The 25,792-nt window shown below is 70.9% G+C and carries 19 protein-coding genes; 12 read left to right on the forward strand and 7 right to left on the reverse strand.

The window, feature by feature from the left end; translation table 11 throughout:
- Positions 1–67 precede the first annotated feature (67 nt).
- Positions 68–853 (forward strand): substrate-binding periplasmic protein, encoded by a 786-nt coding sequence (locus HLB44_RS07730; RefSeq protein ID WP_173121966.1) that lies wholly within the window; start codon positions 68–70, stop codon positions 851–853.
- Positions 854–864: 11 nt separating this feature from the next.
- Positions 865–3,387: a CHASE domain-containing protein gene (locus tag HLB44_RS07735; protein WP_173121967.1), complete on the forward strand. Its 2,523-nt coding sequence runs from the start codon at positions 865–867 to the stop codon at positions 3,385–3,387.
- 19 nt (positions 3,388–3,406) lie between these two features.
- Here HLB44_RS07735 and ureC read toward each other — a convergent pair whose 3' ends face one another.
- Genes ureC through ureA form a run of 3 tightly spaced genes read right to left on the reverse strand, consistent with a single transcriptional unit; the run spans position 3,407 to position 5,756 of the window.
- Positions 3,407–5,134, reverse strand: coding sequence for an urease subunit alpha (ureC, locus tag HLB44_RS07740; protein WP_173121968.1), 1,728 nt, complete (start codon positions 5,132–5,134; stop codon positions 3,407–3,409).
- Positions 5,134–5,439: an urease subunit beta gene (locus HLB44_RS07745; protein WP_173121969.1), complete on the reverse strand. Its 306-nt coding sequence runs from the start codon at positions 5,437–5,439 to the stop codon at positions 5,134–5,136. The genes ureC and HLB44_RS07745 overlap by 1 nt, the downstream gene beginning before the upstream one ends.
- A gap of 14 nt (positions 5,440–5,453) precedes the next feature.
- On the reverse strand, positions 5,454–5,756 hold the full coding sequence (gene ureA, locus HLB44_RS07750; RefSeq protein WP_173121970.1) for an urease subunit gamma: 303 nt from the start codon (positions 5,754–5,756) through the stop codon (positions 5,454–5,456).
- A 172-nt stretch (positions 5,757–5,928) separates the two neighbouring features.
- Here ureA and HLB44_RS07755 point away from each other — a divergent pair, with 172 nt between their 5' ends.
- The 3 genes from HLB44_RS07755 to HLB44_RS07765 all read left to right on the forward strand — a co-directional run bounded on the left by HLB44_RS07755 (position 5,929) and on the right by HLB44_RS07765 (position 11,600).
- A complete protein-coding gene (locus tag HLB44_RS07755) occupies positions 5,929–9,408 on the forward strand; it encodes a hybrid sensor histidine kinase/response regulator (protein ID WP_425500775.1) in 3,480 nt (1,159 codons plus the stop codon).
- Complete coding sequence (locus HLB44_RS07760; RefSeq protein ID WP_173121971.1) at positions 9,401–10,366, forward strand: response regulator transcription factor; 966 nt, start codon at positions 9,401–9,403, stop codon at positions 10,364–10,366. The genes HLB44_RS07755 and HLB44_RS07760 overlap by 8 nt, the downstream gene beginning before the upstream one ends.
- Before the next feature lie 64 nt (positions 10,367–10,430).
- Positions 10,431–11,600 (forward strand): HipA domain-containing protein, encoded by a 1,170-nt coding sequence (locus tag HLB44_RS07765; protein ID WP_173121972.1) that lies wholly within the window; start codon positions 10,431–10,433, stop codon positions 11,598–11,600.
- Here HLB44_RS07765 and HLB44_RS07770 read toward each other — a convergent pair.
- Positions 11,597–12,235 carry an HD domain-containing protein gene (locus HLB44_RS07770; protein WP_173121973.1) on the reverse strand — a complete coding sequence of 213 codons (639 nt, stop codon included), beginning with the start codon at positions 12,233–12,235 and terminating at the stop codon, positions 11,597–11,599. The genes HLB44_RS07765 and HLB44_RS07770 overlap by 4 nt on opposite strands.
- On the reverse strand, positions 12,225–12,719 hold the full coding sequence (locus tag HLB44_RS07775) for a P-loop NTPase family protein (protein WP_217283563.1): 495 nt from the start codon (positions 12,717–12,719) through the stop codon (positions 12,225–12,227). Before HLB44_RS07775 ends, HLB44_RS07770 begins: the two co-directional genes overlap by 11 nt.
- A 104-nt stretch (positions 12,720–12,823) precedes the next feature.
- Here HLB44_RS07775 and HLB44_RS07780 point away from each other — a divergent pair, with 104 nt between their 5' ends.
- The 5 genes from HLB44_RS07780 to HLB44_RS07800 all read left to right on the forward strand — a co-directional run bounded on the left by HLB44_RS07780 (position 12,824) and on the right by HLB44_RS07800 (position 19,747).
- Entirely contained in the window at positions 12,824–13,030 is a 207-nt protein-coding gene (locus HLB44_RS07780) for a dodecin (protein WP_173121974.1), read from the forward strand.
- A gap of 154 nt (positions 13,031–13,184) precedes the next feature.
- Positions 13,185–14,927 (forward strand): oleate hydratase, encoded by a 1,743-nt coding sequence (locus HLB44_RS07785; RefSeq protein ID WP_173121975.1) that lies wholly within the window; start codon positions 13,185–13,187, stop codon positions 14,925–14,927.
- Entirely contained in the window at positions 14,924–15,385 is a 462-nt protein-coding gene (locus HLB44_RS07790) for a hypothetical protein (protein WP_173121976.1), read from the forward strand. The genes HLB44_RS07785 and HLB44_RS07790 overlap by 4 nt, the downstream gene beginning before the upstream one ends.
- Before the next feature lie 27 nt (positions 15,386–15,412).
- Positions 15,413–18,763, forward strand: a complete 3,351-nt coding sequence (locus HLB44_RS07795) for an ATP-binding protein (RefSeq protein WP_173121977.1) — start codon at positions 15,413–15,415, stop codon at positions 18,761–18,763.
- Between the two features lie 12 nt (positions 18,764–18,775).
- Positions 18,776–19,747: a polyprenyl synthetase family protein gene (locus HLB44_RS07800; protein ID WP_173121978.1), complete on the forward strand. Its 972-nt coding sequence runs from the start codon at positions 18,776–18,778 to the stop codon at positions 19,745–19,747.
- Between the two features lie 39 nt (positions 19,748–19,786).
- Here HLB44_RS07800 and HLB44_RS07805 read toward each other — a convergent pair whose 3' ends face one another.
- Complete coding sequence (locus tag HLB44_RS07805) at positions 19,787–21,148, reverse strand: ATP-binding protein (RefSeq protein ID WP_173121979.1); 1,362 nt, start codon at positions 21,146–21,148, stop codon at positions 19,787–19,789.
- On the reverse strand, positions 21,145–21,801 hold the full coding sequence (locus HLB44_RS07810) for a response regulator transcription factor (RefSeq protein WP_173121980.1): 657 nt from the start codon (positions 21,799–21,801) through the stop codon (positions 21,145–21,147). Before HLB44_RS07810 ends, HLB44_RS07805 begins: the two co-directional genes overlap by 4 nt.
- Positions 21,802–21,940: 139 nt before the next feature.
- Here HLB44_RS07810 and HLB44_RS07815 point away from each other — a divergent pair, with 139 nt between their 5' ends.
- Both HLB44_RS07815 and HLB44_RS07820 read left to right on the forward strand, forming a co-directional pair.
- A complete protein-coding gene (locus HLB44_RS07815; protein ID WP_173121981.1) occupies positions 21,941–24,643 on the forward strand; it encodes a TonB-dependent receptor in 2,703 nt (900 codons plus the stop codon).
- On the forward strand, positions 24,643–25,788 hold the full coding sequence (locus HLB44_RS07820; RefSeq protein WP_173121982.1) for a DUF5009 domain-containing protein: 1,146 nt from the start codon (positions 24,643–24,645) through the stop codon (positions 25,786–25,788). The genes HLB44_RS07815 and HLB44_RS07820 overlap by 1 nt, the downstream gene beginning before the upstream one ends.
- The last annotated feature ends 4 nt before the right edge of the window (positions 25,789–25,792 follow it).

The raw sequence follows: 25,792 nt of genomic DNA on the forward strand, positions 1-25,792 counted from the left end.
ATCAGAATAGGCACCCAGGTAGCGGCCCGGCAGAGGCCGCGCACCGTTGATCGAGGAAATCACCAACATGCGCGTCGTGGGTCGCCTGCTGTTGTGCATCGTGTGTTGCCTGGCGTGGCCGGCTTGGGGCGCGGATCCGCCCGACTGCTCGCGGCCGCTGAGCCTGGCGCTGCACGAGCACGGGCTGCTCTATTCCGGCCAGACCGGCGAGGGCATCGACAAGGACATCGCCGACGAGCTGATCCGCCGCAGCGGCTGCCGCTTCGCCGTCACCGTGATGCCGCGCGCGCGCATCTGGCAACTGATCGAGTCCGGTGCGCTGGACTTCAGCCTCTCGGGCATCACCAACGAGGCACGCGACAAGTTCGCCGCCTTTGCCTGGTACTTCTCGAACCGGTACTACCTGCTGGCGCGCAAGGATGCCGGCGTGCGCTCGCATGCCGACCTGGTCGACAACCCGAAGCTGCTGCTCGGCGTGATCCGCAGCTTCCGCTACAGCCCGACCGCCAACCGGATGGTCGACCGGCTCGACGCGCAGCAGCGCGTCAGCTATGCCAGCCACCTCGACCCGCTGTTCCAGGTCCTGCTCGACAACCGCGTGCAGGCGATGATCATCGAGCCCTTCGACTACCCGGTGGTCTCCAGCGGCCGGCTGCGCGAGGAAACGACGATTCTCGAGTTCGACGATCCACCGGTGCCGCACGGCCTGATCATGTCGAAGAAGTCGCTGCCGCCGGCGCAGCAGGCGGCCTGGCGCGCGCTGGTCCAGGAGATGCGCCGCGACGGCACCATGCAGCGCATCTTCGAGAAGTACTTCAAGCCCGAGCTGGCGCGCGAGATGACCCAGTTCTGAGGCCCGAGCGCGTGCTGCCCAAACGATCCCTGTCGCTGCTGCCCTGGCTGGTCGGCCTGGTCGCGCTGGCGATCAGCGGGCTGCTCGCATCGCACGAGCAGACCACGCAGCAGCGCGCGCTGCGCTCGGCTTTCGAGCTCGGCCTGCGGCAGACGGTGAGCCGCATCGAGCAGCGCATCGCCAGCTACGAGCTGTTGCTGCGCGGCGCGCAGGGGCTGTTCCACGCCACTGGCGGCCGAGTCACGGCCGCTGACTTCGAGGCTTATGTCGATGCCCAGCTCGCCGGCGCCGATGCCGCCGGCCTGCAGGGCATCGGCTACGTCGCGCCGCCGGCGGCCGATGGCCGCGCGCCGCTGCTGTTCAATGCGCCGACGCTCGGCAGCACCCCCCGCGTGATCGGCTTCGACATGCTCGGCGAGCCGCTGCGCCGCGCCGCGCTGCTGCAGGCGCGCGATTCGGGCGGCGTCGCGATCAGCCGCAAGCTGCGCCTGATCTCCGACGGCGAAGGCGCCGCGCAGTCGTCGTTCCTGATGGTGCTGCCGGTCTACGGACCCGGGCCGGCGCCGGCCGGCGTCGAGCAGCGCCGGCGCCAGCTCGGCGGCTGGGTGGCCGCCGCGTTCCGCATGAACGACCTGATGTCCAGCCTCTACGGCGAGGGCATGCCGGGCCTGGCGCTGCGCATCCACGACGGCGTGCAGCTGAACGGCGAGGCGCTGATGTACGAATCGGCGACGGCGCGGGCGTTGCTGCAGGCGGGCGGCACGCCGCCGCGCCACGAGGCCCACGAGTACATCGGCTTCGCCGGCCACACCTGGACCTTGACGGTCAGCACCTTGCCGGAGTTCGAGGCGCTGCATGGCCCGGCGACGCCGCGCATCATCCTCGGCGCCGGCATCGTTGCCAGCCTGCTGCTGGCGCTGCTGACCTACCAGCTCGTCAGCGGCCGCGAGCATGCGCATGCCGTGGCGCAGGCGATGACGCGCGAGCTGCGCGAGAGCGAGGAGCGCTACCGCCGCATCGTCGAGACCGCCGACGAAGGCATCTGGATGCTCGACGCCGCGCAGCGCACGTCCTTCGTCAATCCGAAGGTGCTGGCGATGCTGGGCCACCTGCCTGCGGCGCTGCTCGGCGAGCCGCTCGGCCGCTTCCTCGACGAACCGGGCCGCGTGCTGGTCGAGCGCTTCCTGGCCCGCGGTGCCGCGGCGGCGGCCGAGCACCACGAGGTGCGCTTTCGCCGCGGCGACGGCGCCGACCTGTGGGCCTCGCTGTCGATGAACCCGGTGGTCGATGCCGCCGGCCGCTACGCCGGCACGCTGGCGATGATCACCGACATCAGCGCCGCCAAGCAGGCCGAGACGCGGCGCCAGCTGCTCGAGGCGCAGCTGCGCGAGTCGCAGAAGATGGAGGCCATCGGCACGCTGGCCGGCGGCATCGCCCACGACTTCAACAACATCGTCGCCGCGATCCTCGGCAATGCGGCGCTGGCGCGCGATGCGCTGCCGGCGGACGCGCCCGCGGCTTCGCACCTGACGCAGATCCTGCAGGCCGGCTCGCACGCGCGCAGCCTGGTGCAGCAGATCGTCGCCTTCAGCCGGCGCCAGCCGCTGGCGCGCGTGGTGCAGCCGCTGGCGCCGCTGGTGCAGGCCACCGTCGGCCTGTTGCGCGCGACCCTGCCGGCCGGCGTCGAGCTGCGCGCCGCGCTGACCGAGCAGCCGGTGTGGGCGCAGGTCGATGCGAACCAGTTGCAGCAGGTGCTGATGAACCTCGGCACCAACGCCTGGCATGCGCTGGCCGGAGATGTCGGACGCATCGAGCTGGGCTTGTCGTGCGCGACGCTCGACGCCGAAGCGGTGCAGGCGCTGTCGGGTCTGCCGCCCGGCAACTACGCGCATGTCTGGGTCGCCGACAACGGCTGCGGCATGGATGCGACGACCTTGGCGCGCATCTTCGAGCCGTTCTTCACCACCAAGCCGGTCGGCCAGGGCACCGGGCTCGGCCTGTCGGTCGTGCACGGCATCGTCGCCGCGCACCAGGGCGCGATCGGCGTGCACAGCCGGCCGGGCGAAGGCACGCGCTTCGACCTGTATTTCCCGCTCGCCGAGGCCGCCAGCGACTCGACGGTGCCGATGGTGCCGCTGGCCGGCGCCGCGCGCGGCCGCGGCCAGCGGCTGCTGTACGTCGACGACGACGCGGTGATGGTGATGCTGGTCGAATCGCTGCTCGAACGCGCCGGCTACCGCGTGCGCTGCTTCGTCGATGCGCGCGCGGCGCTCGAGGTGCTGCGCGCCGAGCCGGAGGCTTTCGACCTGGTGATCACCGACTACAACATGCCCGAGCTGTCGGGGCTCGACGTCGTGCGCGCGCTGCGCTTCATCCGCCCGGCGCTGCCGGTGATCATCAGCTCGGGTTACCTGAGCGAGGACATCCGCGCCGCGGCCCAGGACGCCGGCGTGCGCCACCTGCTGCAGAAGGAATACAGCACCGAGCGGCTGGTGCCGCTGGTGCAGCAGGTGCTGGCCGAGGCGAGCGCCTGAGCAGGGCCCCGGCGGCCGCTCAGAACAGGAAGTAGCGCTGCGTCATCGGCAGCGACGACGCCGGCTCGCAGGTCAGCAGCTGCCCGTCGGCGCGCACCTCGTAGGTCTGCGGGTCGATCTCCATCGTCGGCAGGTAGTCGTTGTGCACCATGCCGGCCTTGGTGATCCGGCGGTTGCCCTTCACCACGCCGATGCGCTTGGCGAGGCCGTAGCGATCCGCCACGCCGGCATCGAGCGCCGCCTGGCTGACGAAGCTGAGCGAGCCTGCCGCCAGTGCGCCGCCGAAGGCGCCGAACATCGGCCGGAAGTGCACCGGCTGCGGCGTCGGGATGCTGGCGTTCGGATCGCCCATCGCCGCCGCCGCGATGAACCCGCCCTTGAGCACGACGCTGGGCTTGACGCCGAAGAAGGCCGGCCGCCACAACACCAGGTCGGCCCACTTGCCGACCTCGATCGAGCCGACCTCGTGCGCGATGCCGTGCGACAGCGCCGGGTTGATCGTGAGCTTGGCGACATAACGCTTGATGCGAGCGTTGTCGTTGCGATCCCCGTCTCCGGGCAGCGCGCCGCGCTGCGTCTTCATCTTGTGCGCGGTCTGCCAGCAGCGAATGATGACCTCGCCGACACGGCCCATCGCCTGGCTGTCGGACGAGAACATGCTGATCGCGCCGAGGTCGTGCAGCACGTCCTCGGCAGCGATGGTCTCGCGGCGGATGCGGCTCTCGGCGAACGCCAGGTCCTCGGCGACCGAGGCGTCGAGGTGGTGGCAGACCATCAGCATGTCGAGGTGCTCGTCGACAGTGTTGATGGTGTAGGGCATCGTCGGATTGGTCGACGAGGGCAGGAAGTTCTTCTCGCCGACCACGCGCATGATGTCCGGCGCATGGCCGCCGCCGGCGCCTTCGGTGTGGAAGGCGCACAGCGTGCGGCCCCGGGTCGCGGCAATGGTGTCCTCGACGAAGCCGCTCTCGTTGAGCGTGTCGCTGTGGATCGAGACCTGCGTGTCGGTGAGGTCGGCGACCGCGAGGCAGGTGTCGATCGCCGCCGGTGTCGTGCCCCAGTCCTCGTGCAGCTTGAGCCCGATCGCGCCGGCATCGATCTGCGGGCGCAGCGCGTCGGGACGGCTGGCGTTGCCCTTGCCGAGGAAGCCGAGGTTCATCGGAAACGCGTCCGCTGCCTGCAGCATGCGGCGGATGTTCTCGGGGCCCGGCGTGCAGGTGGTGGCGAGCGTGCCGGTGGCCGGTCCGGTGCCGCCGCCGAACATCGTCGTCACGCCGGACATCAGCGCTTCCTCGATCTGCTGGGGGCAGATGAAGTGGATGTGCGTGTCGACCGCGCCGGCGGTGACGATCAGCCCTTCGGCCGACAGGATCTCGGTGCCCGGGCCGATGACGATGTCGACGCCGGGTTGCACGTCGGGGTTGCCGGCCTTGCCGATGGCCACGATGCGCTGGCCCTTGATGCCGATGTCGGCCTTGACGATGCCCCAGTGGTCGACGATCAGCGCATTGGTGATCACCAGGTCGCAGGCCTCGTGCGCGCCGGGGCCGTTGATGCGCTGGCTCTGCCCCATGCCGTCGCGGATCGTCTTGCCGCCGCCGAATTTCACTTCCTCGCCATATCCGCCGGCGCGCAGCGTGAAGTCGTCTTCGACCTCGAGCACGAGGGCCGTGTCGGCCAGCCGCAGGCGGTCGCCGATGGTCGGGCCGAACATTTCGGCGTAGGCACGTTTGCCGAGGGTGGCCATCAGAGTTGTCCTTGGATCAGGCCGCGGAAGCCCCAGGCCTCGCGCGCGCCGGCATAGTCGACCAGCTCGACGGTGCGCTGCTGGCCGGGCTCGAAACGCACCGCGGTGCCGCTGGCGATGTTCAGCCGCATGCCGTGCGCAGCCGCGCGGTCGAAGCGCAGCGCCGCGTTGGTTTCGGCGAAGTGGTAGTGCGAGCCGACCTGGATCGGCCGGTCGCCGGCGTTCTCGACCACCAGCGTCGTCGTGCGCCGGTTCGGGTTCAAGACCAGCTCGCCGTCGTCGGTCAGCAGTTCTCCGGGGATCATCGTCGCGCGCTCCCTCAAGCGATGGGTTGATGGACCGTCACGAGCTTGGTCCCGTCCGGAAACGTCGCCTCGACCTGGATCTCCGGGATCATCTCGGCGACGCCCTCCATCACGTCGGCGCGCGTCAGCACCGTCTTGCCCTCGCTCATCAGCGCGGCGACCGACTTGCCGTCGCGTGCGCCCTCCATGATCGCTGCGGTGATCAGCGCGATCGCCTCGGGCACGTTGAGCTTCAGCCCGCGCGCCTTGCGGCGCTCGGCCAGCAGCGCGGCGGTGAAGATCAGCAGCTTGTCTTTCTCGCGCGGGGTCAGGTCCATGGGGCGCGATTCTGGCAAGCCTTGTGCCGCCAGGCGAGACCCGCAGCGGTGCTGTTTACGCACAGAGACGGTGCCTGAGCAGCGCCGCACTGGTGCGCAAGGCTTGCAAGCGCACCGCGAACGGGCAAATCGACCCGCCCCCGGCTGGTGCGCTTCTTGAGTGCGTTGCTCTGTGTCGTCGACCCCCCCGCTTCCGCAAGCCGCCCCGCAGCGCGTCGTCACGTTCCGGCGCGACTACAACAGCTGGGTCGCGCGCGAGACGATGGAGGACTACGCGCTGCGCTTCACGCCGCGCACCTTCCGCAAGTGGAGCGAGTGGCGGGTCGCGAACACCGCGTTCGGCGCGGCCTCGTTCCTGATCCTCGAAGCGGTCGGCGCGACGCTGCTGGTGCAGCACGGCTTCAGCAACGCCGCGCTGGCGATCCTCGTCACCGGGCTGATCATCTTCCTGGCCGGCCTGCCGATCAGCGTCTACGCGGCGCGCCACGGCGTCGACATGGACCTGCTGACGCGCGGCGCCGGCTTCGGCTACCTCGGCTCGACGATCACCTCGCTGATCTACGCCAGCTTCACCTTCATCTTCTTCGCGCTCGAAGCGGCGGTGATGGCCTATGCGCTCGAGCTCGCGTTCGACATTCCGCCCGCCTGGGGCTACGGGCTGTGCGCGCTGGTCGTCATCCCGCTGGTCACGCACGGCGTCACGGCGATCAGCCGGCTGCAGGTGTGGACGCAGCCGCTGTGGCTGCTGCTGCTGGTGCTGCCCTTCGCCTTCGTGCTGTGGAAGAGCCCGGAAGAGCTGGCCGGGCTGACCAGCTTCGGCGGCGTGAGCGGTCAATTCGCCGGCTTCGACCTGCATGCCTTCGGCGCCGCGCTGACGGTCGGCATCGCGCTGATCACGCAGATGGGCGAGCAGGCCGACTACCTGCGCTTCATGCCCGAGAAGCAGCCCGGCCGCGCCGCGCGCTGGTGGTGGGGCACGCTGCTCGGCGGCCCGGGCTGGGTCATCGTCGGCGTGCTGAAGATGATGGCCGGCGTGGTGCTCGCCTACCTGGCGCTCAAGCACATGGTGCCGCCCGAACGCGCTGTCGATCCCAACCAGATGTACCTGGCGGCCTGGGAATACGTGTTCAGCGACTACGGCTGGGCGGTCGCCGCGACGGCGCTCTTCGTCGTCATCTCGCAGCTGAAGATCAACGTCACCAACGCCTATGCCGGGTCGCTGGCCTGGAGCAACTTCTTCTCGCGGCTGACGCACAGCCACCCGGGCCGCGTGGTGTGGGTCGTCTTCAACACGCTGATCGCGCTGGTGCTGATGGAGATGAACGTCTTCCAGGCGCTCGGCCATGTGCTCGGCCTGTACAGCAACATCGCGATCGCCTGGATGATGGCCGTCGTCGCCGACCTGGTGATCAACAAGCCGCTCGGGCTGTCACCGCCGGGCATCGAGTTCCGGCGCGCGAATCTGTACGACATCAATCCGGTCGGCGTCGGCGCGATGGGCATCGCGTCGCTGCTGTCGGTGGCCGCGCACCTGGGTGCCTTCGGGCCCACCGCGCAGGCCTTCTCCGCGATGATCGCGCTGGTCACCGCGATGCTGGCATCGCCGCTGATCGCCTGGGCCACGCGGGGGCGCTACTACCTGGCGCGGCGTGCGGAACCCGATGAGGACGCCGGCCCGCCGTTGGCCGCCGCCCTGCGCGGCCCGCGCCTCGCCCGCTGCTGCATCTGCGAGCGCGACTACGAGCCCGAGGACATGGCGCAATGCCCCGCCTACGGCGGCCCGATCTGCTCGCTGTGCTGCACGCTCGACGCCCGCTGCGACGACCTGTGCAAGCCCGACGCACGCCTGTCGGCGCAATGGCTGCGGCTGTGCCAGCGGCTCTTGCCCCGCCGCATGGCGCCGCACCTGGAGAGCGGGCTCGCGCACTACCTGCTGCTGATGCTGGCGGTGGTGCCGCTGCTCGGCGCGGTGTTCAGTGGCCTGTACCTGCTGGGCCTGCGCACGCTGGCCGCCGGCGGGCCGCACGAGGCGGCGCTGATCGCGCCGCTGCTGCGCGCCGGTTATGGCCAGGCCTTTCTGGTGTTGTTGCTGGTCGCCGGCATGGTCGCCTGGTGGTTGGTGCTGGCGCAGCGCAGCCGGCAGCTAGCGCAGCAGGAGACGCGCCGCCAGACCCAGGCGATGCAGGAGCAGGCCGACGCGCTGCAGCGCGAGATCCAGTCGCACCAGCGCACCGATGCGCAGCTGCAGCAGGCCAAGGCCGCTGCCGACGCGGCCAACCAGGCCAAGAGCCGCTACATCACGACGATCAGCCACGAGCTGCGCACGCCGCTGAACTCGATCCTCGGTTATGCCCAGCTGCTGGAGGACGACCCGGCGGTGCCCGAGCACCGCCGCGGCGCGGTGCAGGTGATCCGCCGCGGCGGCGACCACCTGCTGAGCCTGATCGAGGGCACGCTGGACATCGCCCGCATCGAGAGCGGCCGGCTGACGCTGGAACCCTCGGCGATGCGCCTGGCCGAGGGGCTTGACGAGATCGCCCGCATGTTCGAGCTGCAGGCCGCGGCACGGGGCCTGAGCTTCGAGCACCAGCGCTCGAGCCCACTGCCGGCGCTGGTGCGTGCCGACGAGAAGCGGCTGCGCCAGATCCTGATCAACCTGCTCGGCAATGCGGTGAAGTTCACGCGCGCCGGCCGGGTGATCCTGCGCAGCGCGTATGCGCGCGAGATGGCCCGCTTCGAGATCGAGGACACGGGGCCCGGCATGGGCGAGGCCGAGCTGCAGCGTGTGTTCGAGCCCTTCGAACGCGGCACCGCGGCCGGCGTCGCCGCGGCCGGTGGCACCGGCCTGGGGCTGACGATCGCCCGCATGCTGACCGACCTGATGGGCGGCGAAATGAGCGTGCGTTCGACCCCCGGTGTCGGCACCTGCTTCTCGATCAAGCTCTACCTGCCCGAGCTCGCCGCCGGCCACGACCCGCGCCACCGGCTCGCGCCGCGGCGCGTGCTCGGCTACGAAGGCCCACGGCGCCGCCTGCTGGTCGTCGACAACGAAGAGGCCGACCGCCGCCTGCTGGCCGATCGCCTCGCGCCGCTGGGCTTCGAGCTGCTGCAGGCCGCTTCCGGCGAAGAAGCGCTGGCCACGCTGCGCAGCACCGAAGTCGACGCGCTCTTCCTCGACCTGGCGATGCCGGGCATCGACGGCTGGACGACGCTGCGCCGGCTGCGCGATGAGGGCCTGTCGAGCGCGCCGGCGGCAATCGTCTCGGCCAACGCCTACGACAAGGGGCTGGAGAACGGCGTCGGCATCACGCCGGCCGACTTCCTCGTCAAGCCGGTGCGCATGGTCGAGCTGCTGGGCTGGCTGGAGCGGCGCCTGTCGCTGCAGTGGGTGCAGGCCGCGGTCGAACCGAGCGCGCCCGAGCCGCCGGCGGGTGCCGAGCGCGCGCCGCCCGCCGCGGCGTTGCGCGGGCTCGACGAACTGGTGCGCCTGGGCTACGTCCGTGGCATCGTCAAGCGGCTCGATGCGCTGGCGCTCGAGCATCCCGATTGCCGGCCCTACCTCGATCGCCTGCGCGGCCTCGCGCGCGGGTTCGAGCTCGACGCCATCACCGCTCATCTCGAACGCGCATTGAACGAAGCCAGCGATGCCTGACCCGCTGATCCCCCCCCTCGACCGCGGCGCCGGCGACCTGGTGCTGATCGTCGACGACGTGCCCGACAACCTGTCGCTGCTGCACGATGCGCTTGACGAGGCCGGCCACACCGTGCTGGTGGCGCGCGACGGGCCGAGCGCGATCGCCCGCGCGCAGCAGGCGAAGCCCGATGTCGTGCTGCTCGACGCGATGATGCCGGGCATGGATGGCTTCGAGGTCGCGCGGCGGCTGAAGGCCGATCCCGAGACGGCGGCGATCCCGATCATCTTCATGACCGCGCTGACCGAGACCGAGCACGTGCTCGCGGCCTTCGGCGCCGGCGGCGTCGACTACGTGACGAAACCGCTGGAGCCGCGCCAGGTGCTCGCGCGCATCGCCGCGCACACGCAGACCGCGCGCGCACAGCGCCAGGCGCGCCATGCGCTCGATGCCTTCGGCCATGCGACGCTGGTGGTGCGGCCGGCCGACGGGCGGCTGGTGTGGCAGACCGCGCTCGCGCGCACGCTGCTGCGCGACTACTTCGGCAGCGTCGGCAGCGCCGCGCCGGTGCCGTTGATCGACTGGCTGCGCCAGCAGGTGGCCGCGGTGGCTGCCGTCGGCGCGGCCCCGCAGCCGCTGGTCAGCGCCCGCGGCGGGCGCCGGCTGACGCTGGAGCTGCACAGCATGATCGGCGACGATCCGGCGGCCCATGAGACCGGCGAGGCCGAATGGCTGATCGTTGCCACCGAGGCCGACGATGCCGCGGTCTTCGAGGCCATGATGCAGGCCTTCCGGCTGACGGTGCGCGAGGCCGAGGTGCTGTACTGGGTCGCCAAGGGCAAGACCAACCGCGATGTCGGCGAGATCCTGGCGATGAGCCCGCGCACGGTGACCAAGCACATGGAGCACATCCTGCAGAAGATGGGCGTCGAGACGCGCACCGCGGCGGCGGCGCGGGTGCTGAAGCTGATCGGGTAGTCCTTGGATATCGCTTATTGGCGATATTCAGGCGATAACGCTGGACAGCGATATCTTGAGAACATTGCCGATCGACGATACCGACAATCTGCTGCCCGACAACGACACCATTCGCCGACGCATCCGCGCCCGGTTCGGTGTCCGGTCCACCGAAGCCTTCGAGCTGCTGTCGGCCATCGGCCGGGATTGCGTCGGCGCCGTGCAGCTGCTGCCGGTCGACGAGACGCCGCACGACATCCGCAAGGTCGAGTACCAGCGCCTGAGCGACGCGGAGGTCGAGCGCATCCTGCGCGAGATTGTTGTCACGCCTGCGTTCGGCGTCCGCGACAGCGTGTCCGACTTCCGCATTTCCATCGCCGGGGCCCAGGAGAAGACCGCCCTGCTGTGGTTCGACGGCGGGTGGTGCAAGCCCCTGGACGCGACACCGACCACGCACATCCTCAAGTTGCCGCTCGGCAAGGTCACCAAGGTCGACGCGGACTTCAGCACGTCGGTCGAGAACGAGTGGCTGTGCGCGCAGATCGTTCGCGAGCTCGGGTTGGACGTGGCCGAGACCGCCATGGCTCGCTTCGGCGATCAGTCCGTACTCGTCGTCGAGCGCTTCGACCGAGTGCGGGTCGACGATGCTCGCGGCCGCCGCCATCCTTACCTGATTCGCCTGCCCCAGGAAGACATGTGTCAGGCCACCGGCACGCCGCCGGCGCACAAGTACGAGAACGACAAGGGGCCGGGCATGCTGCAGTGTCTCGAAGTTCTCGGCAGCGCCGAGTCGCCCCATGAGTCGCGCCTGCACTTTGCGTTGGCTCAACTGGCCTTCTGGCTCCTGGCGGCCCCCGACGGGCATGCCAAGAACTTCTCCGTCTTCATCAACGCGGGCGGCAGCTACACGCACACACCGCTTTACGACGTCCTGTCGGCCTGGCCCGTCATCGGCAAACGTGCCCACCAGCTCCCCTACCAGGAAGCCGGCCTGGCGATGGCGATTCGGTCGAAGAACGCGCACTACAAGTTCGGCGAGATCGACGTCCGCCACTGGCGGCACCTTGCGCTCACGACGGGCGGCGAACCGGCGTGGTCCGCCATGCTGCAGATGGTGCAGCAGGTCGAGCCGGTGCTGGCGCGCGTCTCGGCGCGGCTGCCGCGGGACTTCCCGGCGCAGGTCTGGGAAACCATCTCGCGCGGCACGCAAGACCACGGTCGCAAGTTCTTGCGGGGCGCCGCGGCGCTCGCCTAGGCTGAAACTCCGAGCGCGGCGATCGAGCGCCGCAGGTTCGCGCGCGCCTGGGCCTCGAACAACTCGCGCGCCGGCGCGGTGGCGTACAGCCGCGGCCGCGCGAGAAACTGCTGCAGCACGCGCAGGCGGCCGGCGCGAAACGCTTCGTCGTCGACCCGCTTGTACTCGATGCGCACCTGGCGCTCGTACTCGTCGAAGCGGGCCCGCGACGCGCCGAGGATCGCGAGGTCGATGTCGACCAGCACGCAGGCATCGCGGCCGACCGGCTCGGCGGCGTGGCGCGTCGCCATCACCAGCGCGTGCAGCCGCTGGGAGACCTCGTCCGGCACGCCGGCGGCCCAGGCGGCCGAACGGGCCCAGGCGGCCGAGCGCGCTTCGCTGTCGTGCCGCTCGGGTGTGTAGATCGCATCGTGGAACCACAGCGCCAGCGCGACCTCGGCCGGATGCTCGGCCTGCCGCGCCAGCCGCGGCAGCAGGTCGAGGCACTCACGCAGGTGCTGCGGCGTGTGGTAGGCGCGCGGCGGCTCTTCATAACACGCCAACAGCACGTCCCGCAGCGCGTCGTCGACGCAGCCCGCGCCGCAGGCCTGCCAGGCCGCGCGCCAGCCGGCGCTGGCCAGCGGATCAGCCGCCATCGGCGAGCGCCGGCACGCGCGTCAGGTGCTGCTTCGGGCCGGTGTAGGCGTCGTACACCGCCCGGTGGCCGCGGCGCGACATTTCGCCGTCGCGCTCGTCGTAGGCCGCGACCCAGGTCAGCAGCGGCTCGAGCAGCCGGTCCTGCTCGGCGCGCGATGCGTACTTGTGCGGCTCCCACGGGCGCGCGCGGCAGTGCGCAAGGCAGGCCTCGGTGCCGGGATCGAGCCAGATCAGCCGCGGTGTCCACGCCAGCGCTGCCTCGACCAGGCTGGCGTAGCAGCCTTCGATGACCCAGTGCTCGCTGGCCTCGCAGAAGGCGCGCAGGTCCTGCAGCGCCCGTGCCGGCTCACGCGCCTGCGCGATCTGGCCCGGCGCCCAGAAGATGGTGTCGAGGTCGAGCACCGGTGCGCGGTGCGGCCGCGCCATCGAGCGGGCGAGGGTCGATTTGCCGGAGCCGGCATTGCCGAGGATGGCGACGCGCATCGAGTGCAGCTTACCCCCGCCGGCGCCGCGGCGGCCACGTTGCGCCGAACCGCACCTGCGCCTAAGCTGGTCCGCACCCCAACAACGTCGACAGGAGACCGAGCATGAGCAACCACGTCTACAAGTCACTCGAACTGACCGGCTCGTCGGCCACCGGCATCGAGGATGCGGTCGGCAACGCGATCGCCAAGGCCCACGAGACCGTGCGCAACATCCAATGGTTCCAGGTCACCGAGACGCGCGGCCATGTCGTCGACGGCAAGGTCGCGCACTGGCAAGTGACGGTGAAGCTGGGGTTCACGCTCGAGTGATCGGCTAAACCCGGCAAACCGTCAAGCTGAGCGGCCCGCCCGAGCCGCCGCTGCGGTGCTGCCCGCAGGCGTGGCCGCGTATGCGCCTGATTACAATCCGCCGCTGTTCCGCACCGCGGCAGCAACAGCCTCCACCGGCAGAGGGAAACGGTTCATGCGCAAGGTGACCATCGTCGGGGCCGGCATCGCCGGCATGAGCGCCGCGCTGCGGCTGCTGGAGCGTGGCTTCCACGTCACGCTGCTCGAGCAGGACGACTTCATGGGCGGCATGCTGCGCGCCTGCACCTTCCCGGACGAACGCAACGGCGACCGTCATGAGCACAGCTACCACATGCTCATGAACTGGTACCTGAACCTGTGGGACATCATCGACGAGCTCGACCTGCGCGACAACTGGTCGCCGAGCTTCGCGTTCTACTTCCTGAGCAAGGGCGAGCCGAACCACAAGATGCTCAACGTCGGCTCTCCCGCCGACTTGCTGCGCAACGTCACCAGCGGCTGCGCACCGCTGCCCGACATGTTCCTGTTCATGTATTCGATGATCGACCTGCTGGCGACGCCGATGCACCAGGACAGCCTGCTCGACGAGCAATCGGTCAACGGCTTCATGGCCTCGCGCAAGTACTCCACCGACCGCGCCGCGCAGCTGCAGCAGAAGGTGTGGGAGACGGTGTGGGCGATCCCGTCGTACAACGCCTCGGCCAAGGGCTACAAGAATTTTCTCAAGTACGGCAACTTCCATCCCACGCCGCAGATCTGGATCTTCCGCAAGAACAAGTACGACGCGCTGATCGGCCCGATCGAGCGCAAGCTGCGCTCCTACGGCGAGCGCTTCACCTTCATGCCCATGGCCTACGTGCACGGGATGGACCTCGATGAGCACGGCCGCGTCAGCGCGCTGCGCTGGTCGCAGATGGACCATTCGCCGTCGATCGACCCGCGCGGCTGGCACAAGCCGCGCGTGCCCAAGGAGCCCAACCGCCCGCCGCTGCCCGTCGACGGCGACCTGATCCTCGCGGTGACCCCGGGCGCGATGACCCGCATGGTCGACACGCCGGTGTTCGTGCGCGCGCCGAAACTGGGCGACATGCACTATCTGAACTCGGTGCCGATGGCCTCGGTGGAGCTGCACTTCAAGAAGGGCGTGTGGCTGAAGAACGTGCCCAAGGACGTCTGCGTGCTGATGGACGCGAAGTACCAGATGACCTTCCTGGACTATTCGCAGCACTGGCCGCACCAGCACTCGACCTTCCTCTACGTCACCTGCTCCGACTGCGAGGCGCTGATGAGCGTGCCGCCGGAGACGCGCATCGGCGCCGACGAGCACTCGCCCGGCCGCGTGGTGCTCGACCTCGCGCACCCCACCACGGCGATCGAGTTCCTGCTGCAGCAGCTGAACGAGACGATGCCCTTCGATGTGAACGAGGTCGACCTCGAGCGCACGCGCATCCAGACCAACCGCGGCGAGGACCTGTTCGCCAACGAAACCGGCAGCGAGCAGTTCCGCCCGGACACCGTCACCAACCTGCCCAACCTGTTCCTTGCCGGCACCTATGTGCGCAACTACGCCGACGTGGCGACGATCGAGGGCGCCGTCACCAGCGGCCTGATGGCCGCCGAGGCGGTGCGCGAGCGCAGCGGCGTGATGCCGCCGATCACCGTCAAGCACGCCGGCTACCACCACGAGTCGGTATTCGGCGCGCTGAAGCTGCTGTGGGCGCCCTATGCCTACGGCGCCAAGCTGTGGTCGATGGCCAACGACGCCTACGGCACGCCGAACGGCAACCTGATGAACCAATGGATCGGCGCCTGGGCCAGCCTGGGCAACCTGATCGATCGCGGCCGCGCCGGGGCCACCGGCGCGCCCGGCGCGCGCAGCAACATTCCCCGCCCATGAGCTTTCCACCGAACCCTTCACCGAACGATCCGCTCGGCGAGCTGATGCGCGCCTGGAGCGGCATGGCCGCGGCGGCGATGCCCGGGGCCGACGCGCTGGGTGCCATGGCAGGAGCGCCGGGCGCGGCCGCGCCGGCCGGCAATCCGGCTGTCGGCGCGCTCGCGCAGGCGCACTGGCTGGCCAGCGGCGTGTGGCTGCGGCTGGGCAGCCGCGCCGCGCAGTCGCTGGCCCAGTACCAGCATGAATGCGGTGCGGCCACGCACCCCGGCGGCGCCGATGCGCCGGCGCGCCAGGCCGATGCCGCGCGCGCCCATCTGCGCCGGCTGGGCGAGATGGCGCTCGACGAGGCACGCGCGCTCGATGCCCAGCTGCAGGGCCTGGCCGAGGAATTGCGTGCGTCGATGGACGACCCCGCCGCCGGGCCGGCCCCGCGCCGCCACGCGCGCGCCAAACCCTGAACGCCAGAGACCGCCCGCCCCGAACCGATGAACGACGAACCGCCGCGCAGCGTCCGCCGCTGGCTCGAGGATCTCGGCCTCGAGCAGTACGCCGAGCGCTTCGAACGCCACGCGATCGACTTCGAGCTGCTGCCGGCGCTGGGCGAAGCCGAGCTCGATCGGCTCGGCGTGCAGGTGCTCGGCCACCGGATCAAGCTGTCGCGCGCCATTGCCGCACTGGCCGCCGCGCCACCCCGGCCCGGGCGGGCGTTCGCGCCGGCAGCGCCGGCGCCTGCGGGCGGCCCCGAGCGGCGCCAGCTCACGGTCATGTTCTGCGACCTCGTCGGCTCGACCGCGCTGTCGCAGACGCTGGATCCCGAGGACCTGCGCCTGCTGATGCAGCGCTACCAGCAGATCTGCGGCGCGGCCGTCGAGCGTTACGACGGGCACGTCGGGCAGTACCTCGGCGATGGCCTGATGGTCTACTTCGGCTGGCCGCGCGCGCATGAAGATGGCGCGCAGCGTGCGCTGCAGGCGGCGCTCGAAATCGTCGACACGGTCAAGGCCATTCCCGCCGCGCAGCCGCTGCGCGTGCGCATCGGCATCGCCACCGGCGCCGTGGTGGTGGGCGAAACCGTCGGCGGCGATGTGTCGCTGCCGAAGACGGCCATCGGCGAGACGCCCAACGTTGCGGCCCGCGTGCAGGCGCTGGCCGAGCCCGACCAGATCATGATCGCCGCCACCACGCGGCGACTGGTGGCCGACGCCTTCGAATGCGAGGACCGCGGCGAGCAGATGCTCAAGGGCATCGCGCAGCCGGTGCAGGTGTGGCGCGTGCTCGGCGAAGGCCGGGCCGACGGCCGCTTCGCCGCGGCGCACGGCGCGCGGCTGACGCCGCTGGTCAACCGGGACCAGGAAATCTCGCTGCTGCTCGATCGCTGGTCGAGCGCGCTGGCCGGCCGCGGGCAGGCCGTGCTGCTGGTCGGCGACGCGGGCATCGGCAAGAGCCGCATCACGGCCGAGCTGTGCGCGCAGGCCGGTGACGGCAGCGTGCTGATCCGCATGCAGTGCTCGGCGCTGCACCGCCATTCGGCCTTCTACCCGGTGATCGCCTCGCTGCAGCGCGCCGCGGGCTTCGAGCGCGGCGACACGCCTTCGACCAAGCTCGACAAGCTCGAGGCACTGCTGCAGCGCTTCGGGGCGCCACGCGAGCGCGTGGCGCCGCCGCTGGCGCTGCTGCTGTCGCTGCCGCTCGACCGCTACACGGCCTCGCAGGGCAGCCCGCACAAGCAGAAGCGCGACATCATCGAGGCCCTGGTCGCCATCGTCAGCGCGGCCTCGCGCAAGACCGCGGTGCTGCTGGTCTTCGAGGACCTGCACTGGGTCGACCCGACGACGATGGAGGTCGTCGACGCCATCGTTGCGGCGATCCACGAGCGTCCGGTGCTGCTGGTGATGACCAGCCGCAACGACATCGCCGACCGCTGGGAGGGCCACCCGCACGTCGCGCGCCAGCGCCTGCTCGGCCTCGATCGCGGGCACAGCCTTCGCCTGGCGGTGGCGGTCGCGGTGAAGTACGGGCTGCCCCGCTCGGTGCTCGACCGCATCGTCGACCGCACCGACGGCGTGCCGCTGTTCCTCGAGGAGGTCACGCGGGCGCTGCTGGACAGCGATACCTTGCGGCTGGCGGCGACGCAGACCCCGGCCGACTCGATCGAGATCCCGGCCACGTTGAAGGACTCGCTGACCGCGCGGCTGGACCAGCTCGGGCCCGCCCGGCGCTGCGCGCAGTACGGCGCGGTGCTCGGCCGCCAGTTCCGCCACGATGCGGTGCTGGCCCTGTCGGGCATGGCGGAGCAGGACTTCAACGCGCAGATGGCGCAGCTGCTGGGTGCCGGCCTCGTCACCCGCAGCGGCGAAGGGCCTGGGGTGGTCTATACCTTCCACCACGCGCTGATCCAGGACGCCGCCTACGAGACGCTGCTGAAGACCGAGCGGCGTGCGCTGCATGCCCGCGCCGGCGAGGTGCTGAGCGAACACTTTCCCGAGCTGGCCGACACCGAGCCCGAGGTGCTGGCGCGGCACTACACCGCCGGCGAGGACTACGCCCGTGCCGTGCCCTTGTGGCTGAAGGCCGGGCAGCGGGCCTGGCTGCGTTCGGCCGCGCCGGAGGCCATGGCCCACCTGAGCGCGGGCATCGCGCTCGTCGCTCGCCTGGAGGACGCCGCCAGCCGCGACAGCCTGGAGCTGCGGCTGCAGTCGGCGCTGGGCGTGGTGTACTTCGCCGCCGTCAGTTATGCCTCGCCGCAGGCCCATGACGCGATTTCACGCGCCGCCGTGCTGTGCGAGCGCGTGCCCGACGTGACGCTGAAGGTGCCGGTGCTCTACGGCGTGGGCGCGTTCCAGACCATGAAGGGCGACATCCGCGCCGGCCACGAGGCCTTCGAGCGGCTGATCGCCGAAGCCGATGCGTCGGCGCAGCCGCGCCTGCGGCTGTATGCCCATTCGGTGCTGACCTGGTCGCTGCACAACTGCGGCCGCTTTGCCGACAGCCTGCCCGCCGCCGACGAGACCGCGGCGCTGTATGCCGCCGGCGCGATGGCCGGCCCGCGCCTGTCGGCCGCCGACCCCAAGATCATCAGCGAGTGCCATCGCGCCTCGTCGCTGTGGGCGCTGGGGCATGTCGACCAGGCCCGCGCCGCCAGCGACGGCGTGCTGGCGCATGCACGCGCGCTCGGCGATCCGTACAGCCTGGCCTATGCGCTGAATTACGCGGCCCTGCTGGTGCCCGAGCGCTGCGGCGAACGTGAGCTGGTGCTCGAGCGCAGCGCCGAGGGCATCGCGCTGGCGCGCGAGCTGGGCTACCCCTTCCTCGAGGCCTTCGGCATGCTCTGGCACGCCTGGGCGCAGGGCGCGGGCCCGGCACCGGCGGCCGCGCAGCGGGCGATGAGCGAAGGCATGCAGCGCATCCAGGCACTGGGCGTGAAATACCACCTGCCGCAGCTGCTGGCGCGCAACGCGCGGCTGCTGCTGCGCAGCGGCCAGACCGGCGCCGCGCAGCTCGAGGTCGCGCAGGCGCTGGCGCAGCTGGAGTCCTCGGGCGAGCACTCGGTCGAGGTCGACGTCTACCTGGCCGAAGGCGAGGTGCTGCAGGCCGCCGGCGGCGAACAGCAGGCGCTGGCCGAGGCCGCCTACCGGCTGGCGCTGGACGTGGCGCGCGAGCAGGGCGCCCGCTCGTGGGAGCTGCGCGCGGCAATGGCGCTGGCACGGCTGTGGGCCGACGCCGGCAACCGGCAGGAAGCGCGCGCACTGCTCGCGCCCACGCTGGGCAGCTTCACCGAGGGCCACACCACGGCCGACCTGCGACAGGCCGCGGCGCTGCTGGCCTCGCTCAACTGAACCCGCGACCCCGTGCATCCGAATTTCAAAGGCAACATCACCGACGCTTTGGGACTGACCGACGAGATGGCGCAGCTGCAGCGCGCCATCACTGACTGGGCCACGCAGACGCATCCGGAGATGCACGAGGCGATGGCGTGGCAGTTCGGCGGCGGCTCCAAGTACTTCCGGCCGCTGACGCTGTTCAGCTGCCACCGCGCGATGTCCGGCGCGCCGATCGGCCGCGGCCTGATCCATGCCGCGCTGGCGGTCGAGATGGTCCACAACGTCTCGCTGATCGTCGACGACATCGTCGACAAGTCGGAGACGCGGCGCGGCAAGCCGACGATGCACCACCGCTTCGGCGAGCTGCAGGCCTACATGGTGTCCGGCTACATCGTGGCCGACGGCTACGAGCTGGTCTGCGATCCGGCCTGCTACGACCCCGAGGAGTTCGACCCGCGGCTGGTGCGGCTGAACGTGCAGCTGCTGTCGGAGCTGCTCAAGCGGCTGGGCGTGGCCGAATGCATGCAGTGGCGCCTGCGCCGCCAGCCGCTGGGCGTCGAGGACTGGCGCCAGATCGCCGGCGAGGACACCGGCTCGATGTTCGAGGTCTGCGCCTGCCTGGGCACGCGATCGCAGGCGCTGCGGCAGTACGGGCGGCTGCTTGGCATGGTGTACCACGGCTGCGACGACGTCGGCGACGTGCGCGGCGCGCAGGCGCTGGGCGGCGGCGGCAAGGAAGACCTGCGCGACGGCATCCTCACGCTGCCGGCGGCGCTGGCCATCCGCGACCCCGAGCTGCGCACGATCTTCTGCAAGCCGCAGCCCAGCGATGCCGAGCTCGACCTGCTGGCGCGCGCCAACGCCGACCAGCTCGACGAGGCCGAGCGCGTGCTCGACGGGCTGGCGCAGGAGGCGGTGGAGCAGGCCCGGCGGCATGCGCGCGACCCGGAGCGGTTGATCGCGCTGGTGGAGCACACGCGGCGCTTGTCGCGGCTGTAGGGCGCCGCGGCACGCGTGCAGGCGTGAGGATGCCCGGCCTCAGCCGCGCGCCGCCCGCGCCAGCCGCACCTCGACCCGCAGCCCGCGCCCGTCGAAGCCATCGTCCAGCGTGACCTCGGCCGCATGCTGGGCGGCGGCGCGTTGCACGATCGTCAAGCCGAGTCCGCTGCCGGGCACGTCCTGGTCGGGCGGGCGGTAGAAGCGCTCGAACACCTTGGTCCGCAGCGCTGCCGGAATGCCCGGCCCCTGGTCGGTGACGGCGATGCGCACCGCGTCGTCGTCGGCCCGCAGCTCGACGACGACGCGGCTGCCCGAGGGCGAGTACTTGACCGCGTTGTCCAGCAGGTTGTCGATCAGCGAGCCCATCGTCTCGCGGTGCAGCGGCAGCAGGCAGTCGGCCGGTGCCAGCAGCTCGATCTCGATGCCGCGGCGCTGCGCCAGGTCGGCGGCGAGCACGATGCGGTCGCGCAGCAGGCCGACCAGATCGACCGGGCGCCGGTCCAGCATCAGCGGGTCGGCCTCGGAGCGCGCCAGCGACAGCACCTGGTGCACCATGTGCCCGGCCTGGCCCACGCCGTCGGCCAGGCGCTGGCGCGCGGCCTCGCGCCGGCCGGCGTCGTCGCTGGCCAGCGTGTCGGCATTGGCCTGGATCACCGCCAGCGGCGTCTTCAGCCCGTGCGCGGCATTGAGCAGGAAGTCGCGCTCGCGCTCCTGGTGCTCACGCAGCCGCGCCAGCAGCGCGTTCACCGCATCGACCACCGGCGCCAGCTCGACATAGGGCGACGGCGGCAGCGGCGTCAGGTTGCCCGGCATACGCCCGGCGATCTGCTGGCCGACGCGGCGCAGCGGCCGGAAGCCCAGCCGCAGCACCAGCCAGGCGGTGAGCGCCAGCACCGGCAGGCTCAGGAAGAAGGGCCGGCTGTAGTAGGTGAGCCCTTCCAGGCCGAAGTGCCAGTCGCCCGGCATTTCCTGCCAGCGACGCACGCGCAGCTTCTGCTCGGGCAGCGCGAGCTCGACGTAGAGCCAGTCGCGATCGCTCGCCTGCTGCGCCGGATCGGGCGGCTTGCGGCGGCCGAGGTCGGGCGATGCGTACTGGTGGATCAGCGCGCCGTCGCGCAGCACCTGCAGCAGGATGGTCGGCGGCTCGTAGCCCATGTCCTGCCATTCCTGCGCTCGCAGCCGCTCCAGCGCGGGCAGGCCGGTCGTGCCCGCCCCCTGGCGCAGCTGCAGCAGCACGTGCTCGGCCCAGACGCGGTTCCAGGCCTGGCCGTTGCGGGCCTGCACGACCTTGACGTAGTAGACCTCGTTGATCATCAGCGCACACCAGACGGCGAGCGCGGCACCGATGAAGACGGCGAGCGTGCGCTTGAAGAGCGAGCGGGTCGGAGCGGGCAGGCTCACGGTTCCACCGCGTAGCCCACGCCCCGCACGGTGCGGATGTAGCCCTCGCCGATCTTCTTGCGCAGGTTGGCCATGTGCACGTCCAGCGCGTGGCCGTCGCTGCCCGGCAGGGCGCGCACTTCCAGCTCGCGCCGCGTCAGCACGCGGTCGGTGAACTTCAGCAGCGTGGCCAGCAGCTCGAACTCGGTCTTCGACAAGGCCACCGGCACGCCGGCGCGCGTCACGCGGCGGCGCTTCTCGTCCAGCACCAGGTCGCGCGCCGTCCACAGCCCGGAATCGTCCTCGCCGCCCAGGCCCGCGCGGCGCGCCACGGCGCGCAGCCGCGCCAGCAGCTCGGCACCGACGAAGGGTTTCACCAGGTAGTCGTCGGCGCCGCTGTCCAGGCCCTGCAGCCGGTCCTCGATGCCGTCGCGCGCGGTGATCACGATCACCGGCATCTGGCGGTCGTGCTGGCGCACGTGGCGCAGCAGGTCCAGGCCGTCGCCGTCGGGCAGCCCCAGGTCGAGCAGCAGCGCGTCGGGCCGCTGCTCGTCGAACCAGAAGCGCGCGTCGGCGACGCGGCGCACCCACAGTGCATCGTGGCCGCCGTCCTGCAGCACGGCCTGCAGCGAGCGGCCGAGCGTCAGGTCGTCCTCGACCAGGCACACCTTCATCGGGGAAACCTCCTGAGCGGATTCTGCCGGACCGGTTCGCCGGGCCGGCGCGGCGCCTTGAGCCAATCTTGAGACGGCGCTGAACGAACCCCGAGGCGGCGCGCACGATCATCCGGCCGCACCACTGGAGGGTTATTCGATGAAGGTTTCCGTCGCCCCGGCACAGCCGGCCTGGGTTCCTCATGTCATTCGGCTGGCCGTGTGCAGCCTGCTCGCAGGCTCGGCCGGCATTCGGGCGCAGACCGCCGCCCCTGCCGACAAGCCGGTGCAGCCCGCGGCCACCGCCGACAAGACGGCCCCGGGTGAGCTGCCCACCGTCACCGTGACGGCCACGCGCACGACGACCAACCTGTTGAAGACGCCGGTCGCGGTGACGGCGCTGAGCGCCGACGACCTGGTGCGCGACAACGTCAAGGACCTGATGGACCTGAGCGGCATGGTGCCCAACCTGCAGCTCGGCCTGTCGAACGGCGATTCGGGCGTGCTGGCGGCGATCCGCGGCGTGACCTCGACCAACTTCACCGAGATCGGCGATCCGGCGGTCGGCATCCACATCGACGGCATCTACACGCCGCGCCCGCAGGGCTCGCTGGCGCTGATGTTCGACCTGGATCAGGTGGAAGTGCTGCGCGGCGCGCAGGGCACGCTGTTCGGCCGCAATTCGACGGCCGGCGTCATCAACATCATCCCGGCCAAGCCCGAGTTCAAGACCCACCACGGCTGGGCCTCGCTGCAGCTGGGCAACTACAAGGGCCAGCAGCTGCGCGCGGTCTACAACCTCGGCGTGAGCGAGAACTTCGCGCTGCGCGCGGCGGTGATGGTGGACAAGCGCGACAGCTACCTGAGCCAGGAGCAGGACCTGCGCGACCGCGGCGCGAAGCTGCCGGATGCGGCCGGCGTGGGCCACTTCACGCCCGACGGCAAGCCCGACACCGACCAGCGCCTGAACCGCAAGCTCTCGCCGTCGGAGTACTACAACAACTCCGACCAGCAGGGCCTGCGCCTGACGGGCCGCTGGGCGATCACCAAAAACCTCGAGTGGACTTCGGGTGTCGAGCACTACGCCAACCGCGGCGCCGGCGACATCGGCCTGAAGGACTGCAAGATGGCCGCCGGCACGCCCTGGGCCTGCGGCCCCGAGGGCCAGTGGCACGCCATCATCAACGTGCCGGGCAAGATCGACATGACGATCGACACCTGGCGCAACCAGCTGTCGTGGAAGCTCGGCGACAGCACCGAGCTCGGCTACAAGTTCGCCTACGCCAAGCAGCGCCGCTACCAGCAGCACGACGACGACGGCGGCCAGCGCTGGCTCGACAGCGAGGTCGGCACGATGTTCGAGTGGGGCAACTGGGGCCGCCAGCACGCCATCGACTGGGCCAGCTACACGCTGAAGTCGAACTACCGCTCGACCGTGCACGAGCTGCAGCTGAAACAGCAGGGTGCCGACTGGCGCTACGTGGCGGGCCTGTTCAGCCTGAACGAGAAGAACGCGATCGACTTCGCGCAGGACAACCTGGTGGCGGCGCCCTACGCGATGCCGCAGGGCCAGTACTACGCGCAGCCGGACCGGCGCATCGCGTCGAAGGCCGTCTTCATCCAGGGCGACAAGCTGCTGGCCAAGGACCTCACCGGCACGCTCGGCCTGCGCTTCACGCGTGACCGCCGCAGTGACGTGGGCGGCATCAGCGCGGGCCTGTGGGACGCCAGCGAGCCCTGGTACTACAACGGCCTGTACAAGCCGCCCGTGGCGCCCGGCCTGGGCACGCCGCACAACGGCACGGACCTCACGTTCGGCATGGGCCCGTTCGCCGGCCTGGGTGTCTACCCGGTGCCGACCGAGAACACCCACAGCGCGAACTGGAGCAAGACCACCTGGCGCGGCGGGCTGCAGTACGACATCGACAAGACGCGCATGCTGTTCGTGTCGCTGGCCACCGGCTACCGGCCGGGCGGCTTCGGCGACAAGTTCGACACCTGCGGCGGCGGCACCTGCACCGACGGCAGCACGCAGAAGTACAGCTTCCTCGAGTACGGCCCCGAGACGACCAAGAACCTGGAGGTCGGCTACAAGGGCCGCCACCTCGGCAACAAGCTCGACCTGAGCGCGGTTGCCTTCTTCACCAAGTACCAGGGCATGCACGTGACCGGCACCAACGCGGTCGGCCAGCGCAAGCTGCGCGACGGCGAGACCTGCCCCGACTGGAACCCGGCCTGCGACATCGTTGCCGCGTGGAAGACCGAGAACATCGGCGACGCCGACATTCGCGGCCTGGAGCTCGAGTTCAAGGCGCTGCCTTGGGGCCAGGGCAAGCTGTCCGGCTTCCTTGCGCTGCTCGACACCAAGGTCAAGTCGTACCCGACCTACGACGACAACTGGATGTGCGGCTACCGCGCGCAGTTCAACGCCGAGCCCTGCGCGCCGGTCTACCTGGGCGAGGACCCCGCGAAGCGCGGCCGCGCGATCCGCGACGTGCGCGGCCACCAGCTGCCCTATGCGCCAAAGTACGCGGTGGGTCTGAACTACACGCACGACTTCGCGATCGGCAGCGCGCTGACGCTGTCGCCGACGATCGGCGCGCGCTGGCAGAGCAAGATGTATTTCACCGTGCGCAACCTCGACAACCCGGTGATCGGCGACTACCAGGACGCCTACACGAACTGGAACGCGTCGGTGCGCCTGGCGCCGTCCGACGGCAAGTGGGACCTCGAGTTCTGGGGCACGAACCTGACCAACAACATCGTCAAGAACTGGATGGGCCAGGGCGCGGCCGGCGGGTACACCTTCAACAGCTACAGCCAGCCGCGCATGGTCGGTGTCAGAGGGACCTGGTACTTCTGATGTCTCGCCTCGCGCTCCCGCGGCTCGCGGCCGGCCGCAGCGCCGCGGTCGACCTCTTCCGCGCGCTGACGGTGCTGGTGATGGTGGTCGTCAACGACTGGTCCGGCGTGCCGGGGCTGCCGGCGTGGGCGGCCCACATGCCGGCCGACGCCGACGCGATGAGCTTCGTCGACGCGGTGTTCCCGGCCTTCCTGTTCATCGTCGGGCTGTCGATCCCGTTCGCGCTGCAGCAGCGGGCCGATGCGGGCCAGGCGCCGGCCGCGGTGCTGCGCCACACGGCGCAGCGGGCCGGGGCGCTCATCGTGCTGGGCCTGTTCATGGTCAACGCCGAGGGTGCGGCGGCGATGCCGCTGCCGGTGGCGGCCTGGGCGCTGGCCGCGTACTTCGGCGTGTTCCTGCTGTGGGGCTCGCTGGGCGGCGGGCCGGCGCTGGCGTGGCCGTGGCGCAGCACAGGCGCCGTGCTGCTGGTGGCGCTGGCGCTGCTGTACCGCGGCGCCGACGGCGCGCCGATGCAGCCGCACTGGTGGGGCATCCTGGGCCTGATCGGCTGGGCCTACCTGCTGGCCTGCGCGGCCTTCGTGGCGGCGCGCGGGCGGCTCGTGCCGCTGCTGCTGGCGCTGGCGCTGTGCGTCGCCTGGTACATCGTGCTCGCGCCGCGGCTGGGGCAGGGCGGGCATGCCACGCACACCGCGATCGTGCTCGCCGGCTGCGTGACGGCCTGCCTGCTGTTCGATGCGCGGCGCCCGCGCGTGGCGGCGGCGCTGGGCTTCGCGGTCGCGCTGGCGCTGCTGGCCAGCGCGCTGCGTCCGGGCTGGAAGGTCTCGAAGATCCACGCCACGCCGAGCTGGGCGCTGTACAGCGCCGCGGCCTGCACCGTCATCGCGCTGCTGCTGCGCTGGAGCCTGCGCCGGGCGCCGGCGGTCGGCGAGCGCCTCGCCGGCGCGCTGGCGCCGGTGGCCGCGAACCCGCTGCTGGCCTACCTGATCCCCTTCGTCGTCGAGGCGTCGATGCAGCTGGCCGGCTGGCAGCGGCCGGCGCTGCTGCGCCACGGTGCGGCCGGCATCGCCACCGCCTTCGTCTACGCGCTGCTGGTGCTGCTGGCCACGCGTTGGCTTGCTGCGCGCGGCGTGCGGCTGCGGCTGTAGGCTC

The organism is Pseudaquabacterium terrae (assembly GCF_013266755.1).
Classification (GTDB): domain Bacteria; phylum Pseudomonadota; class Gammaproteobacteria; order Burkholderiales; family Burkholderiaceae_C; genus Pseudaquabacterium; species Pseudaquabacterium terrae.